Source organism: Exiguobacterium sp. s128, from assembly GCF_018618815.1.
Taxonomy (GTDB): domain Bacteria; phylum Bacillota; class Bacilli; order Exiguobacteriales; family Exiguobacteriaceae; genus Exiguobacterium_A; species Exiguobacterium_A antarcticum.
This window is the reverse complement of sequence record NZ_JACSMT010000003.1, coordinates 27,656-44,402: the sequence shown is the minus strand read 5'-3', so window position 1 is coordinate 44,402 and position 16,747 is coordinate 27,656. Positions and strand designations below refer to the sequence as shown.

The window sequence follows — 16,747 nt, the reverse complement described above, 5'->3', positions numbered from 1 at the left end:
ATGATGCGTGAAAACAAGTAGTGCATCCGGTCCTTCACACCGTTATCTGTGAATCAAGTGGTCTGCTGTAGTAGACAACGTGGGTGGTACCGCGGAAGACAAACCGGTCTTTCGTCCCTATTCCTAGGGGCGGAGACCGGTTTTTTTTGTATATTCAGAGGGGGAATGAAAAAAATGCCGTACAATCATCGTGACATCGAACCAAAATGGCAAGCGCGCTGGGAACAAGATAATGCGTTCGTGACAACAGAAGATCCAGAAAAAGAAGGTTTTTATGCGTTAGACATGTTTCCGTATCCATCGGGAGCTGGACTGCATGTCGGACACCCGGAAGGATACACGGCAACGGATATCCTCGCACGGATGAAACGGATGCAAGGATACAACGTCCTTCATCCGATGGGATGGGATGCGTTTGGACTTCCTGCGGAACAGTATGCACTCGATACAGGGAATGATCCACGTGAATTCACTACCCAAAATATCGAGACGTTTAAACGTCAGTTAAAAGATCTCGGTTTCTCATACGATTGGGATCGTGAAATCAATACGACGGATCCGAAATACTACAAGTGGACGCAGTGGATTTTCACACAACTGTATGAAAAAGGATTGGCGTTTGTGGATGAAGTGGCCGTCAACTGGTGTCCGGCGCTTGGGACCGTTCTTGCGAATGAAGAAGTCATCGACGGTTTATCCGAACGCGGGAATCATCCGGTCGTGCGTGTCCCGATGCGTCAATGGGTCTTAAAAATCACAGATTACGCCGATCGGTTGTTAGAAGATTTAGATGAACTCGACTGGCCGGAATCCGTCAAGGAAATGCAACGGAACTGGATCGGGAAATCGGAAGGCGCCGAAATCGACTTTACGATTGATGGTCACAAAAAACAAGTGACGGTCTTTACGACACGTCCGGATACCGTGTTCGGTGCGACATACCTCGTTCTTGCACCGGAGCATCCGTTTGTCTCGGACATCACGACGGCAGACCACACGGAAGCCGTTCAAAGCTATATTGCTTCCGTCCAAACAAAGTCGGATTTAGAACGGACGGATCTTGCGAAAGAAAAAACGGGCGTCTTCACAGGTGCTTTTGCCGTCAATCCGATTTCTGGAGAACGCCTTCCGATCTGGATTGCGGATTATGTTTTGTCGACGTATGGCACAGGTGCCATCATGGCCGTACCGGCCCATGATGAACGTGACCATGAGTTTGCGAAACAATTTGACCTTCCGATCATTGAAGTCGTAAAAGGTGGTAACGTCGAAGAAGCTGCCTATACAGGTGAAGGGGAACACGTCAACTCACAAATGTTAGACGGTTTGTCGAAAGACGAAGCAATTGAGACGATCATCGCAGAACTTGAAACGAACCAAGTCGGGCGGAAGAAAATCACATTCCGTCTACGGGACTGGTTATTTAGCCGTCAACGTTACTGGGGCGAACCGATTCCGGTCGTCCACATGGAAGACGGAACGATGAAGACACTGGATAAATCCGAATTACCGCTTGAGTTACCGATCATTCCTGAAATCAAACCGTCTGGAACAGGCGAATCACCGCTCGCGCTTGCAGAAGACTGGCTCGACTACACGGATCCCGTCACTGGACAAAAAGGGCGTCGCGAGACGAACACGATGCCACAATGGGGAGGAAGCTGCTGGTATTACCTCCGCTTCATCGATCCACATAATGAAGAAATGTTTGCGGATCCCGAAAAATTAAAATACTGGCTCCCGGTTGATATTTATATCGGCGGTGCCGAACACGCTGTCCTTCACTTGTTGTATGCCCGCTTCTGGCATAAAGTCTTGTATGATATCGGCGTCTTGCCAACAAAGGAACCGTTCCAAAAACTATACAACCAAGGGATGATTCTTGGGGAAAACAACGAAAAGATGTCGAAGTCACGTGGTAATGTCATCAATCCGGATGAAATCGTCAAATCACACGGTGCGGATACACTTCGTTTATATGAGATGTTCATGGGACCACTCGATGCGTCCGTCTCCTGGTCGGAAAATGGACTTGATGGAGCACGTCGTTTCCTTGACCGTGTCTGGCGTCTGTTTGAACGGATGGCTGATATTCAGGACGTCACATCCGTCGATGCGGATTTCGAACGGGTTTACCATCAGACCGTTAAAAAAGTTACAGAGGACTTTACGAATATTCAATTTAATACAGGGATTTCACAATTGATGGTCTTCGTCAACGAAGCCAATAAACAGCCTGTCCTTCCACGGCATTTCCTTCGTGGATTCATCCAATTGTTGACACCTGTCGCACCGCACCTTGGTGAAGAACTTTGGGAACAACTTGGTTTTGAAGAGACGTTGACGTATGCATCGTGGCCGACATTTGATGAAACAAAACTTGTCAGTGACACGATGGAATTTGTCATTCAGGTGAACGGAAAAGTCCGTTCGAAACTTGTCATCAGTACGGAAGCTACAAAAGAAGAAATTGAAGCTCTTGCATTTGCAGATGAAAAAACACAAGAGTGGATTGGTGATAAAACAGTTCGGAAAGTCATTGTCGTTCCGAAAAAATTGATTAACATCGTCGCGAATTAATGAAAACCTCCTCGTCTGGTGTCATCAGAACGAGGAGGTTTTTGTGTTCTCCGTCGCAAGTCCGCTTTTTTTTTAGGTCACCTTCTGCTAAACTGAATCAGAAACCGAGACAGAAAGGCGATTTGTGTAAATGAAACGAACTTATATAGTCTATACAACGATTTTTGCCGTTGTCTCCGGGCTGATTCTTTGTGTATCACTCGTCTTTTCTAAACCAGAGACGTTGGCGCAAATTCAAGAGACCTTTGCAAAAATTGAGACTCAATCCAAACATCAGGCAGCAGTGAAACAAGTCCCATCTAAAACGCCATCCTCGATTCCGAATCCGGAAGAGCCGTTGATCAAGAATGTCCAGCAGATGTTATACGATGATTCGATCGGCTCGTATCTCGTTGTGACAGAAGATTACCGTTTCTTTGAGATCAGCGGAACTGGGGAACGGATCAACGCTTCGTTCCAGATTGAGGATGAAGGGAAATTGATGTTATCAGGTCTTGACGGCATGACACTCGTCGATGGTGAAACCGTTGCCCTGTTGACATCAAACCAGATACTCGTCACGATCAAACGGGAAGACGGCGTCTGGAAGGAAGACAAACGTGAAAAAATAACAGGTACGACGATTCGAGACAGTTTTCATGGTCTTGGTTATGATATGAAAGAAAAACAATTCTATACCATCAATCACATTCGTTCTCTAGAACGAAGTGAGCTGACGTATTTTATGACGAAACAGGACGAACTTAAAATCGATCCAGATGCGACGGCGAAAGAAAAACGTGCATTGAAGAAAAAACAAAAACCACCTTACTTGACGATCGTCGCACGGAAGCGAATCGATACGGTCAATGGGATGCGAAGTGATGTGAAAAAAGCTTTTACGGATAACTTCCGACCGATTGGTCTGGCAGAACGACAAGGTCGGATCTATACGCTGGATTCGGAAGCCCTGTATCTCTATTCCATTGATACGAAGGATGTGACGATTACAGGAGAATCGGCCAGTCCGAAAGTATATGGTGCGGAAGGGATATTCGTCCAAGATAACGAACTGTTTGCGCTTGTCGAAACCGATAAATTTTCGAGCCGTTCCTTCACGCCAATCGACTAAAAAGGCTAGCTCCGATGATGGAACTAGCCTTTTTGTTATTGCGCTGTCATGGCCGCGTTTGTTCCGGCACAATGTCCGGTCACGAATGCGGCAGTGATGTTGTAACCACCTGTATAGCCGTGAATATCGAGGATTTCGCCTGCGAAAAACAAACCATCTGCCTTTTTCGACATCATCGTTTTGGGATGAATCTCCTTGATTGAGACACCACCTCCGGTAACAAACGCTTTATCAAAGTCGAGTGTACCCATCGCTTGTAAGGGGAACCGCTTGAGTGTCGTCAGAAATTCGGTGAAGTCCTGTTTTTTGATTTGCGTGCAGACTTCGTCACCAAAGCCGATTCGGGCAAACAACAGTTCAAGGAGTCGTTCCGGAACAAAACCTTTAAAGGCGTTTCGGACCGTCTTCTTCGGATTAGCGGAAAGGGCTGCCTGAAAACGTTCCGTCAGGGCGCCGATTGATTCTTCCGGGAACAAGTCGATTGAGAGATGGACGATGCGTTCACCAGACCGTTTTCTTTCCTTGATCGTATATTGGCTACACCGTAAGGCGATTGGACCACTCAGTCCGAAATGCGTAAACAAGAGATCACCCGTATGTGTTTTGATGGGTTTATCTTTTTTACCATGAACCGTCAACGCGACATCACGTAACGACAGTCCTTGAAGCGTTTTTTCTTGGATGAACAAATCGTTTAATAAGATGGGAACTTCTGTCGGAAACAGATCCGTGATCGTATGTCCGGCTTTACGTGCCCACGGATAACCGTCACCGGTCGATCCCGTATGGGGAACCGATTGTCCACCGACAGCGACGACGCAGCTGTGTGCTTCTAGACGTGTCCCGTCCGCCAAGAGAACGGCAGCAAATGAACCGTCCGGATGGAAATCCAGTGTCGCGACTTCGGCATTGATTTGAATCTCTGCCCCGTGTTGACGGATCTGATCGATTAAGACACGGACGACATCGGCTGCTTTATCCGAAACCGGGAACATCCGTCCATTGTCTTCTTCTTTTAATGCGACACCAAACCCTTCGAATAGTTCGATGATTGATTCATTATTGAACTGCGAAAAGGCGCTATAAAGAAAACGGCCGTTTCCCGGAATCGATTGCACGAGTTCTTCGAGTGGCTTTCGATTCGTGACGTTACAACGACCGCCACCCGAGATGGCGAGTTTACGTCCGAGCTTACTTCCTTTATCAAGCAAAAGCGTCTTCGCGCCTGCTTGTAACGAGGCGAGCGTTGCCATTAAGCCGCTTGGTCCGCCTCCGATTACGATTACATCATACATGTGGTCACCTCATTCAGTTAGATTCTGCTTGTTCCACTTTAGCAGAAGTTGGTACTGTAAACAAACCGTCTCTTTCTTTTATGCAAACTGAGGGGTATAATGATTTGCAATTGTGCAAGAGAGAACTTGTATATTAAGACGTCGGTTGATTCAAGAAAAAATAGAAAGCGCGAGGAAGGTTATCATGTCCACTGTCAACAAAAAGCAAGAGACTTCATCCACCAATACCGGATTCGTTCGTGGAACGATGTTATTGTCCGGCGCATCACTCATTTCACGTGCCCTTGGTTTGATTTATCTGTTTCCGTTCCAGTTCATGGTCGGAGCGACGGGTATCATGTTTTATACGTATGCCTACAATTATTATGCCATCATGATTGGTCTCGCGACGGCTGGAATTCCGGTCGCGGTTTCGAAGTTTGTCGCGAAATATAATGCGATGGGCGAATATGATACGAGTGAACGGTTGTATCGTTCGGGACTGAAAATCATGTCGATTACCGGTGTGATTTCGTTCTTAGCCTTATTTTTACTGGCGCCTTATTTGGCACATCGTGCGATTCCCGGAGGAGACGTCAATTCCGCATCGTACATCGATGCCGTCACGATGACGATTCGTGGTGTCAGCTTTGCCTTGATCCTGATTCCGGCAATGAGTATGACACGTGGTTATTTTCAAGGCTACCAATCGATGGGTCCAACCGCGATTTCGCAAATCTTGGAACAAATCGTCCGGATCATCTTTTTACTAGCGGGAGTCAGCATCGCGATTTATCTATTTGATTCAGATGCGGCTTGGGCAGCAACGATTGCGACATTCAGTGCCTTTATCGGCGCAATCGGGAGTGTCGTCGTGCTCGTCTATTACTTCCGGAAACGGGCGCCTGGTCTGAAAGCATTACGGGAGGGACAGACGGTCGTGTCACCCGACCGACCGCTATCCGGTCTCTATAAAGAGTTATTGACCTATGCGATTCCGATTGTCATGGTCGGTTTATCGACGCCCCTCTATCAAGTCATCGATCAAAATACGATGAATGCGGCTTTGCAGAGTATCGGCTATACGTTAGAAGCAGCAGGAAATGCGACAGCCTATCTGATTGCAGATAGCCATAAAATCGTCTTGATTCCCGTGTCGGTCGCGACGGGTCTATCATTGTCGGCGACGCCTTTGTTGACGGCATCCTTTACGCAAGGCGATATGCAAAAAGTCCGGAAACAGATTTCCCAAATTTATCAACTGGCCTTTTTCGTGACGATTCCGGCTGTCGTCGGAATGATTTTACTCAGCGAAGAAACGTTCCGTGTGTTATTCCCGAAAGATCAAGCGGCTTGGGTCTACTTGTTGAGTTACGCACCTAGCGCCTTATTCCTCGCGCTTTATTCGGTTACGGCGGCTGTCCTTCAAGGAATCAATCGGCAATATTTCACGATCGTTGCGACGCTTGCCGGTTTATTGACGAAGTATCTGCTCAATGCACCCTTGATTCATTGGGTCGGAGACGGAACAGGGGCAGGTTATGCGACGATTCTCGGATATCTTGTTGCAACCGGATTGATGTTCTTCCGGATTACGCAAACGGTTCAGTTCCCGTTTAATACGGTTTTACGGCGGACCTCTTTAATCATGATCATCAGTGCGATCATGGGAGCGAGTGTTGCCCTGGTCAAATGGGGATTGGATACGTGGCTTCCGGACACGACAGTCGGATCGCTCGTCATCTTACTTGTCGGAGCAGCCGTCGGGATTGTTGTGTTTGCCGGTCTTTCGATCTGGAGTGGATTAGCTGAAGCAGTGCTTGGACGAAAATTTTCAATGAAACGAGGACGAGGAAATGCGTCTAGATAAATTACTCTCAAACATGGGAGCAGGATCACGCAAAGAAGTGAAACAATTACTCAAGTCTGGTGCGATTCAAGTCGATGGAGAAATCGTATTCGACCCGAAACAACATGTCGATACGGAAAAACAACAGGTACTTTTGTATGGCGAACCGGTTACGTATCAAAAATTCGTCTACTTGATGATGAACAAACCACCCGGTGTGATCAGTGCGACGGAAGATAAACGGGATCAAACCGTCATCGATTTGCTGCTTGAAGATGTCACGTACTTTAAGCCATTCCCGGTCGGTCGTTTGGACAAGGATACGGAAGGATTATTGTTGTTAACGAATGATGGTTCCTTTAATCATGCGTTGATGTCACCGAAAAAACATGTCGAAAAAGTCTATTATGCAGAAGTCATCGGGATGTTGACGGAAGAGGATGTCGAGGAAGTGGCAGAAGGTGTGACGCTGGATGATGGATATAAAACAAAACCGGGTAAACTCGTCATCTTAGAAGCGACGGATGAGACGTCGACGCTTGAGCTGACGATTACGGAAGGTAAGTTCCATCAGGTCAAACGAATGATGCTTGCGCTTGGGAAGGAAGTCAGCTATCTCAAACGATTATCGATTGGTCAATTGCCACTCGATCCGACGCTCGAAGCAGGCGAATACCGTGAATTGACACGAGGTGAGTTAGCCTTGTTTGACTGGAAACCGGAATGAAAAAAGGACGCTCTTCGTGAGAAGGGCGTCCTTTTGGTTATCATTGATTTCGAAGAGCTTCCGCAATCGGATAAGGACCGCTTAATACTTCGAATTGATGTGTCTGAGTCGGCTGATCAATCAACGTGACGAACAGAGCGGCGACGTCATCACGTGGAACTTCTCGTCCTTCATACGAATCAAAATGTTCTTTTGTTTCAATCGTACCCGTCGGCGCATCGTAGCTGAGTGGACCAGGACGTACGATCGTATAGTCAAGACCGCTGTCTTTTAGATGACGGTCTGCAGCCCCTTTGGACTCGAGATACACTTTTAAATCACCTTGCGGGTGATCGGCACCGACTGAACTGAGCATCAAGAAGCGTTTAATTCCATTTGCTTTTGCCGCATCGATGACCTTAATGGCACCCTCCTTATCGACGGCGCGCGTCAATTCTTCAGAAGCTCCACCGGCACCAGCAGCGAAAATGACGACGTCGGCATCTTTGACGACATCCGTGACCTCTTTTGTTAAGTCACCAAGGCGTACTTCAGAAGCGCCGAGTGCAATCAAGTCATTGATCTGATTTTCTTCCCGGACGACGGCGATGGCTTGGTGTTGACCATGTTTGCCGATCAATTCGACTATTTTTCGACCTGTTGTTCCGTTTGCTCCAATGATTAAAATATTCATGACATCATCTCCTTCTCAAACTAGATATACCCTGCTTGAAAAAAAAATAACAAAAAAAGACGCGAAGAATTCGCGTCGTAACAGAAAATAGTCTGATGAAACATCTTAATCAACCGGCTTGTCGTTGTTTTTTACTTGATGTCCAAGTACCACGTCTTGGGCTTACAATGAGGTTGTTGTATTCGAGTACATTCAAGTCACGTTGAACGGTTCTTGAGGTAATCCCGAACTCTTCAACCAAGTCTGCTGTCGTAGTAGCTCCGTTCTCATTGATATAGAGATAAATCGATTTAATACGGGTCAACATACGGTCTGTAGAGTCTTTCATTGGTATAACCACTCCCCCAATGGATAGAATAGTGTTCTAAAGCTTCGGGTGACAAAAGACGATGACTAATTAAGTTGTTTCGCCTTTAGTATAACTCTTTTAGTATAGAATGCAAGTGATTTAACCGAACGTTTTCAAAAAAAACACAATCAATACATACTCATTAACGAATGAATAGTCTTTTTTAGTCTATTAATGTTCGTTTAAAGGCTAATAACAAAAGATTTCGTATTTTGGATGTTCGTCATTGTCAAATTTTCGCTATACTTAGAGGTGAACGAATTAGCGGATAAGGGAGAGAAGTGTAATGGTCAACTGGAAAGAAGAAGTTTTGGCTCGACGCGAGGATCTTTTAGCTGATTTACAAGAGTTGTTACGGATTCCAAGTATCCTCGATGAAACGACGATCGAAGAAGGTGCTCCGTTTGGTAGAGAAGTCAAACGCGCACTCGATTGGATGCTCGCATTAGGCGAACGAGATGGATTCATCACGAAAAATGTCGACGGTTATGCCGGGCATCTTGAATATGGTCAAGGACAGGAATTACTCGGCATCCTGTGCCACCTGGACGTGGTGCCTGCTGGAGGCGACAACTGGACGTATGGACCGTTTAATCCGACGCTTTCAGATGGAAAGTTGTACGCCCGGGGAGCAATCGATGACAAAGGACCGACGATGGCGGCGTATTACGCGTTAAAAATCGTCAAGGAGTTAGGGTTGCCACTTTCGAAACGGATTCGTTTGATTGCAGGTGGGGATGAAGAAAGTGAATGGCGTTGTGTGAACCATTACTTCAAACATGAAGAAATGCCGACGCTTGGATTTGCTCCTGACGCGGACTTTCCAATCATCAATGCGGAAAAAGGATTATACGATGGTTTACTGACACAAGGGAAACCGGTCAAAACGGACGATGCGGGGTATCATCTCGTCCGTTTTGAAGGGGGAGAACGCCCGAACATGGTTCCGGGGCATGCGACAGCGACAGTTCGTGTGGCAGAACGCGGGACGATCGAAGAAAAGTTCCATCAGCATCTGGAAGAACAAGGGCTGACGGGAACGGTCAAAGACACGGCAGAAGGACTTGTCTTTGAAGTGATTGGTGTCGCAGCACACGCCATGGAACCGGACAATGGTAAAAATGCCGCCCTCCACTTGGCTCGTTTCTTAAATACCCTCCATTTGGATTACAATGGTCGGCGTTACATCGAGATGACGGTGCATATGTTCCGTGATTCAAGAGGGGTGGCGCTTGGCGTCGCAGCATCGGATGAAACAGGCGACTTGACGATCAACGGGGGTGTCTTCCGCTACGAAGGGGAACAAGGAACTGCTTCGATCAACATTCGTTATCCATACAGTGCAGACTTCACGGAACGGTTGCAACTGATCAAAGAAGCGGCGAGTGCTTACGGTTTTGAGTTGCAGACACGCACCCATATGCCACCGCACCATGTCGATCCGGAACATGAGTTGATTCGGACACTCAGCGCGGTCTATGAACGACAGACGAATCAAAAAGCAGATTTGATTGCGATCGGTGGTGGAACATACGCCCGTTCTCTGACGGCAGGTGTCGCATTTGGACCGGTTTTCCCAGGTGGGCCGGAAGTGGCGCACCAAGTGGATGAGTATGTTGATTTTGAAGAGTTGTTGTTGGCAGTAGCGATTTACGCAGAAGCAATTTACGAATTAGCGAAATAATCATTGTTTCGAGACCGTATACATGCTTGTTCAATCGTCAATTTCATAATGAAATGATCCCCCGAATCCATCGTGATAGGGGGATTGATTCTTAAAAGGAGCGTCAGTTGTGATCTATCGTCAAAAATATCATTTTCAAGCACTCTATTTTTTCATTTTTTTTGGGCAAGGTGCACTCATTCCGTATTTGACGCTTTATTTTTCAAATGATACCTTCCGATTATCGGCATCCGAAATTGGGACGATTGTTGCAGTGGGACCTGTATTGTCGATTGTCTTGCAACCGGTCTGGGGGATGGCGGCAGACCGTTTTGGACGACCGAAACGGTTGTTGCTCGTCGCGTTACTTGCAGCAGGTCTCCTGACGGTCAGCTATTTGCTGACCTCCGTTTATCTTTTGTTATTATTGATTGCTTCTCTTTGGGCATTGTTCCAGTGTGCACATATTCCACTTGTCGACACGTTAGCGATTGAATTTTCAAAACGAAAGTCGGTTGACTATGGGGCATTACGATTATTTGGGTCTGCCGGTTTTGCGCTTGCTGTGTTTATTTTAGGTCAAGTGACGGAACAAGGGTCACTCGGCGCGATTTTTTATGCAAGTGGAGCAGCACTTGTGCTTGGGTTCCTTGTCCTGATCGGCATCGAAGAAACTCCTGCCATATCGGTGGAGCGTGAACATGTTCCGTTGGCGACGTTATTTTCCAACAAACGCTTTTTGTTGTTTTTGGCAGGCGGAAGTTTAGTGTTCGGACCGATTTTTGCTAATAACTATTATTTCGGAAGTTACGTGACGATTCGTGGAGAATCGACGGCACTCGTCGGAACTTTATTTTTTGTCGCTGTTCTATGTGAAATTCCATTTATGCGTGTGGCAACCCGTGTAATGTTACGGTTTGGTCCGATTCCGATCCTTGTTTTCGTCTCGTTATTATCAGCAGTGCGAACAGGGCTGTTGGCTCTTGAACCACCGGTTTGGACGTTATGGATACTTGCGGCATTACAAGGACTGATCATCGGTCTGTTGATTCCGGTCGCACTTGACTATGTCCGTTCGCTGGTACCTGCATCGACAGTAGCGACGGCGGTTAGCACGTACATGGCGACGACAACCGGTTTAGCAACGGCGTTATTTAATTTAATGAGTGGTTTCGTTTTTGATCAAGGAACCATCTATACGGTATTTTGGGTATATACAGGTAGTAGCCTCTTGGGAGCATGTCTCTATCTCATCAGTGGGAAAATCAAGGAGTGACTCGCATGGACGTACATTATTTCATCGCCCTTCCGATAGCAGACGAGCAACTGATACAATTTGCGACAACCTTACAATTGGAGCAGTATTATAAGACGGTTTATGAGCCGGACGAGTATCACCTGACCCTTCGTTTCTTAGGCGCTTTGACAGAAACGGAGTTAGCGGATTGGCGAACTCGTTTGTTGGACATCGTTGAGACGATGCCGGGATTGACACTCCATTTGGACCATCTCGAACGGTTTGGTTTGGCTGAACGTCCGCGTGTGTTTGCGGTCGGACCATCATTAAACAATCAATTGCTTCAACTGGCGCAAAAAATAGATCCGACCCCACATCAACCGTTCCTTCCACACGTTACTCTAGCGAAAAAGTGGAGGCAGGAAGTAACCCTTCTTCCTCCTGAAGGAATACCGGCTAGTTATGTGGACGTAAACGAAATCATTTTATATAAAATTTGTCCTACCAGTCGACCACGCTATCAGGCCGATACACGGTTTCAATTCGGGAAGAAATAAATGAGGTGATATGATGGCATTGCTGATGAAACTGTATGATTTGGAAAGTCGATATGAACGAAATCCGTTAGAAGTCTCGAAACGATTTAAAGACCAACAACTTGTGGATCATGCAAATGTTTTAAAAAAATGGGAGGCGGGAGAGTTGTTTCCGGGTGAAACGATTGTACGTCCTAAAAAATGGTGGCAACCGTTTAAGAAAGCGGAGGTCGTTCAAGTACCCGGTAAGCAGATTTCGAAGGTGGCTTTTGATAAATGGTATAAAAAACGAGTCGAAGTGCAGAAGTTAGTTTATGTAGCCGGTGGAGCGACAGAAGAAGACATCTGGCGCCTACCGTTAAGACGGCATCTCGACTTTTATCAGATGCTTCATTTATTAAATGATCAATTCGGCATGTTTTATCGGGCCGTCATTCAGTATCAACAAGGCGAAGTCGAACTCAGTCCGTTTATCATCGGACCGTCTAGGATTTATCTGCTTGATTGGCTTGACGGAGAAGAGAGTATCTATCATATTAAACGCGATAAACTTTGGCGGGAGCAACCGTTTAAGGCGTCGCCTAAAAATATCGTCAACCCGTTGATTAGTCTGAAACGGACGGAAGATGTCTTACGGATGATATTAGGTTCGGAATTCATGTTGCCAATTGAACGCGTCGTCATCGCGTCACAAGGATATTTTGATCATATCCCAAAAGAGACGACGACGACCTATGTCAGTAAAATTGATTTTAGTGAATGGTTACGGAAAATGAATGCGTCTGCTCCACATACAAAAGCGTCCCAGATGCGGGTGTGTGAGCAAATCCTCAAGGAAACGGTTTCGGTTACATTTCAGATGGCACTGAACAGTCAGGAAAATGAACGGATTCGTAAATAGGGAGGGAAGCGACAAGACATTCGATTGTCGCGTGAAGAGATGAGGAACAGTGAATCGGGAACACAACAAGCCAGGCTGATTTCAGTCGAATTCATGACGTTTCAAACCATTTTGATGGAAACGATGACGCCGTTCGGACAGGATGACTTTTTGCTTGTATCCGATGGACGGGTGATCGACCACCGGATCAGTAGTCAAGAAGAGAGTGACGGTACATTCAAATTGACACTTCTGCTCGATCGAGCAATTGAGTTGGAACGGTGTTATGAAATCGTATTACCCGACCAGGAGCGACTTCGTGTTTTACCGAGTCAAATCGTACGGACGATGTTGTTTGACCGTAAATACAGTTACGAAGGACCGTTAGGCCTTGTGTTTCAGGAGGAGAAGATTGCTTTTTATGTATGGTCACCAATCGCGGAGCGGATCGAGTGTGTGCGTTACGATCAAGAAGAACAGGAAATTGAAACAAAAGAACTTGTTCGGCAGGAACGGGGTGCTCATCACCTGATTGTTCCGCGGCAATGGGAGCATAGCTTATACCGGTACCGGGTGACGACGTATCTCGGAACACATGAAATCGTTGATCCGTATGCAAAAGCAGTTAGCACCAACGGCTGTTTTGGTGTGTTGCTTGATATTGAGCATGAAATCGATCAACATTTTCCACACCGCGAGAAACGTCCCATCTTAATCAAACCAACAGATGCCATTCTTTATGAGGCGCATGTACGTGATTTCACGGTCGATCCGTCTTCCGGTTCTGCATACCCTGGGCAATACTTGGGCGTCGTGGAGTCAGGAACAGTCTCGCCGGAGGGGCGGACGACGGGCATCGACTATTTACTTGAGCTTGGTGTCACGCATCTTCAGTTGCTGCCCGTTCATTTTTTTACGACGACAGAAGAAGTGAGTCGCAGTCCGTATAATTGGGGATATGATCCTGTTCAGTGGTTTTCACTTGCCGGGAGTTATGCCAGTGACCCGACCGATCCGAAAGTCCGGATTTTGGAGTACGCCGAGATGGTGGAACGACTACATGCAGCGGGAATTCGTGTGACGTTTGATGTCGTCATGAACCATGTCTACATCCGGGAGCACTCGGCACTCGAACATCTGGTGCCGGGTTACTATTTCCGGTATGAATTAGACGGTACACTTGCCAATGGGACCGGTGTCGGCAATGATACGGCATCCGAACGTTTCATGATGAGGCGGATGATCGTCGACTGTCTGACGTATTTTGCTGATGTCTTTCGGATTGATGCTTTTCGATTTGATTTGATGGGGATTCATGATATCGAAACGATGAATGCTGTTCGGGCTGCGTTAGATGCAATTGATCCGACGATTTTAGTGTATGGGGAAGGTTGGGATTTAGCGACGCCACTTCCGCACCGTCAAAAAGCAACCAGTTCCTTCGCGTCACAAATGCCTAAGGTCGGTCATTTTAATGATGTCTTCCGAGATGCATTAAAAGGATCGACGTTCAGTGAGACCGACCGTGGTTTTGTTTCAGGAAACGGTTGGCCTGAAGGCGAGGTTCGAAACGGAATGGCAGGCAGTATCACACTAGCGGGTCAAACAGTGGGGCGTTTTCCGGAGCCGACGTATTCCATCAATTATGTCGAGGCGCATGATAACCATACGTTATATGATAAGTTGGTGCTGGCTCGACCGGATTTGGATGAAAGGACACGACTGCAGATGAGTCGACTTGCCCAAACGATTGTCTTTTTATCAGCGGGCATACCGTTTCTTCATGCCGGGCAAGAATTCGGGCGGACTAAAGGCGGAGTCGAAAATAGTTACAACGCACCCGATGCCATCAACCGAATCGATTGGACGTTACGGGATCGGCATGCTCGGATGGTCGACTATCTCAAGAACATCTTACAAATTCGTCGGATGCACGGTGGTTTTCGGCTGCATCGAGCCAATCAGATTCAAGAACTCTTTCATTTCTTACCGATGCGCGCGGGAGTCATCGCCTATGAAGTCGAAGCCGTCCATTCGTATGATGCCTGGCAACGGACATTGGTCGTCCACAATGTGACGATGGAATCTGTTGAGATCGCGCTTGATCATAACCGGTGGAACGTCCATGTACAGGGAGAGCGCGCATCCGTTACGCCGATTGAGAAGGGTGTTGCCCGGATCATGGTCCTTCCGTTGTCAACAACGATTGCAACATGTTAAGATAAGCATTGTGCCTGAAGGCAAATCTACTAAAAAGTTGAGCGGATTATAATGGAATTAGATATTTTAGATGCGCTTGGCGAAGGCTGGACCCTTACGCCAGCAGGTGGAATTACGGGAGAAGCGTACATTGCTTCGACCGGTCAGTCGAAACTCTTTTTAAAACGAAATTCATCGCCATTCCTGGCGATTTTATCTGCGGATGGGATCGTACCAAAACTGCTTTGGACAAAACGGATTTATAGCGGGGATGTCATTAGTGCGCAACAGTTCATCGAAGGTCAAGAACTGGAACCGGAAATGATGGAACGACCGGAAGTGGCGCGCCTGCTTGGGAAAATTCACGATTCGAAAGAATTGTTATTCATGTTGCAACAGCTGGACCAACGCCCGATTGAGCCAGATGAGCTGTTACGACAATGCCGTTTGTATTTTCAACCAACCGAACTTAAGCAACCTGAACTGATTGAACAGGCGATTGACTATTTATCCGAGCGTTTACCGTATGTCAGAACGGATGAACAGGTTGTCTGTCACTCCGATCTGAATCACAATAATTGGTTAGTCGGGACAGACGGTCATCTGTATCTCAATGACTGGGATGATGCGATCATTGCGGATCGTGCCTATGATCTAGGGATGATGCTGTACAGTTATGTGGATGAGGAATTCTGGCCGGAGTGGTTTGCGAGCTACGGTCATCCATTGACGGCTGAACTCAAACAACGGATGTATTGGTATGTCGTCGCACAAGCTGTTTTGTCGATTTATTGGTATGAAGATACGGCTCATCCCGATGCGACAGATAGTTACCTTTTTCTAGAACAACTGCTTGAGACTGAGCAGGGGGAATAAGGCGGGATCTATGCCGAATGACGACAAAAAACGTGTGGACACAGAAATAAGTGTCCACACGTTTTTTTAGCCTTCTGCGATTTTGATTTCTTGTTCGATATCGTGGCTTTCGAGATCAGCTGTCCGGTAATCGACTGTCGTCGGAAGACGTAAATCCAGACGGGGTTTTTCTTCAAATGTCACGGTCACATGTTGGACCGTATAGTCGAAGACGTGACCACCACCGCTGCGCTCCTTGTCGATGAAATGAAGGTGATACCCAGCGACGGCGATACCGTGACCGAACCGTGGTGTGAAGTAACCCGCTAACGTTCCTTCGATCTGTTCGAACGTCCGGGCACTTTGTGTCGCGACGGCTTCTGTGATCGGTCGAAACGGTTTTTCTTGTCGGGCGACCGTCCGTGTTTTGACTTCAGAAAATGTTCCGTCGATCCGCACTGCATAAAAACTGTTGACGGTATGGAGTTGCTCACTCAACCACTGTTCAAACGCTTGTTTCGTCATCACCTGATCCATTTGGAACGAGTGTTCTGGAGTGAATCGGGTGAGGGAACAGAACGGCGTTGTCGTTTCTGGGTCGAGTGGTCGGGCGCTGCCATCAGAACGGAGCTGGTAAAACGCTCCGTCAAACCCAATCATTTCACCATCTAGATGATCGAACGTTCCGATACCGAAATCGTGTCCTGCGAGAATGGAGGCATAACTCGTTTCGCTTTCAAACACACCATCGAGTAACGCCATCATCGTTGAAATTTGAAGTAACGTATCATCGTGTTGCATCGTTTCCAGCTCC

14 protein-coding genes and 1 other annotated feature (1 of these 15 only partly in view) are annotated in these 16,747 nt (G+C 47.0%); of the genes, 10 read left to right on the top strand and 4 right to left on the bottom strand.

The features are described from left to right. Positions 1-122: a binding site (T-box leader), on the top strand; it begins 100 nt to the left of the window's first position. Positions 123-174: 52 nt separating this feature from the next. Both leuS and KNQ13_RS02085 read left to right on the top strand, forming a co-directional pair. After that, positions 175-2,580: a leucine--tRNA ligase gene (leuS, locus tag KNQ13_RS02090; RefSeq protein WP_209547995.1), complete on the top strand. Its 2,406-nt coding sequence runs from the start codon at positions 175-177 to the stop codon at positions 2,578-2,580. A gap of 130 nt (positions 2,581-2,710) precedes the next feature. Continuing rightward, positions 2,711-3,691: a hypothetical protein gene (locus tag KNQ13_RS02085; RefSeq protein ID WP_209547994.1), complete on the top strand. Its 981-nt coding sequence runs from the start codon at positions 2,711-2,713 to the stop codon at positions 3,689-3,691. Between the two features lie 35 nt (positions 3,692-3,726). Here KNQ13_RS02085 and KNQ13_RS02080 read toward each other — a convergent pair whose 3' ends face one another. After that, entirely contained in the window at positions 3,727-4,986 is a 1,260-nt protein-coding gene (locus tag KNQ13_RS02080; protein ID WP_209547993.1) for a BaiN/RdsA family NAD(P)/FAD-dependent oxidoreductase, read from the bottom strand. Positions 4,987-5,170: 184 nt separating this feature from the next. Between KNQ13_RS02080 and KNQ13_RS02075 the strand changes: the two genes are divergently transcribed. Next, positions 5,171-6,835 (top strand): putative polysaccharide biosynthesis protein, encoded by a 1,665-nt coding sequence (locus tag KNQ13_RS02075; protein WP_209547992.1) that lies wholly within the window; start codon positions 5,171-5,173, stop codon positions 6,833-6,835. Then, positions 6,822-7,541 (top strand): pseudouridine synthase, encoded by a 720-nt coding sequence (locus tag KNQ13_RS02070; RefSeq protein WP_071499681.1) that lies wholly within the window; start codon positions 6,822-6,824, stop codon positions 7,539-7,541. Before KNQ13_RS02075 ends, KNQ13_RS02070 begins: the two co-directional genes overlap by 14 nt. A 40-nt stretch (positions 7,542-7,581) precedes the next feature. On the opposite strand, the gene KNQ13_RS02065 is transcribed toward KNQ13_RS02070, so the two are convergent. Together KNQ13_RS02065 and KNQ13_RS02060 are read right to left on the bottom strand one after the other, a co-directional pair. Continuing rightward, positions 7,582-8,214: an SDR family oxidoreductase gene (locus tag KNQ13_RS02065; protein WP_209547991.1), complete on the bottom strand. Its 633-nt coding sequence runs from the start codon at positions 8,212-8,214 to the stop codon at positions 7,582-7,584. A 109-nt stretch (positions 8,215-8,323) separates the two neighbouring features. Beyond that, positions 8,324-8,542, bottom strand: coding sequence for a DeoR family transcriptional regulator (locus tag KNQ13_RS02060; RefSeq protein WP_012371138.1), 219 nt, complete (start codon positions 8,540-8,542; stop codon positions 8,324-8,326). A gap of 307 nt (positions 8,543-8,849) precedes the next feature. Here KNQ13_RS02060 and pepV point away from each other — a divergent pair, with 307 nt between their 5' ends. The 6 genes from pepV to KNQ13_RS02030 all read left to right on the top strand — a co-directional run bounded on the left by pepV (position 8,850) and on the right by KNQ13_RS02030 (position 15,954). Continuing rightward, positions 8,850-10,247 (top strand): dipeptidase PepV, encoded by a 1,398-nt coding sequence (gene pepV / locus KNQ13_RS02055; protein ID WP_209547990.1) that lies wholly within the window; start codon positions 8,850-8,852, stop codon positions 10,245-10,247. A gap of 109 nt (positions 10,248-10,356) precedes the next feature. Then, the gene (locus KNQ13_RS02050; protein ID WP_209547989.1) at positions 10,357-11,502 is read left to right on the top strand and encodes an MFS transporter; all 1,146 of its coding nucleotides are present in this window, start codon (positions 10,357-10,359) and stop codon (positions 11,500-11,502) included. A gap of 5 nt (positions 11,503-11,507) precedes the next feature. Next, complete coding sequence (thpR, locus tag KNQ13_RS02045) at positions 11,508-12,020, top strand: RNA 2',3'-cyclic phosphodiesterase (RefSeq protein ID WP_209547988.1); 513 nt, start codon at positions 11,508-11,510, stop codon at positions 12,018-12,020. Positions 12,021-12,033: 13 nt separating this feature from the next. After that, complete coding sequence (locus tag KNQ13_RS02040) at positions 12,034-12,900, top strand: hypothetical protein (RefSeq protein WP_071499686.1); 867 nt, start codon at positions 12,034-12,036, stop codon at positions 12,898-12,900. 39 nt (positions 12,901-12,939) lie between these two features. Further along, positions 12,940-15,099, top strand: a complete 2,160-nt coding sequence (pulA, locus tag KNQ13_RS02035; RefSeq protein ID WP_209547987.1) for a type I pullulanase — start codon at positions 12,940-12,942, stop codon at positions 15,097-15,099. 51 nt (positions 15,100-15,150) lie between these two features. Then, the gene (locus KNQ13_RS02030; RefSeq protein WP_014971047.1) at positions 15,151-15,954 is read left to right on the top strand and encodes a phosphotransferase family protein; all 804 of its coding nucleotides are present in this window, start codon (positions 15,151-15,153) and stop codon (positions 15,952-15,954) included. A 66-nt stretch (positions 15,955-16,020) separates the two neighbouring features. On the opposite strand, the gene budA is transcribed toward KNQ13_RS02030, so the two are convergent. Further along, the gene (gene budA / locus KNQ13_RS02025) at positions 16,021-16,734 is read right to left on the bottom strand and encodes an acetolactate decarboxylase (protein WP_071499688.1); all 714 of its coding nucleotides are present in this window, start codon (positions 16,732-16,734) and stop codon (positions 16,021-16,023) included. Between the last annotated feature and the right edge of the window lie 13 nt (positions 16,735-16,747).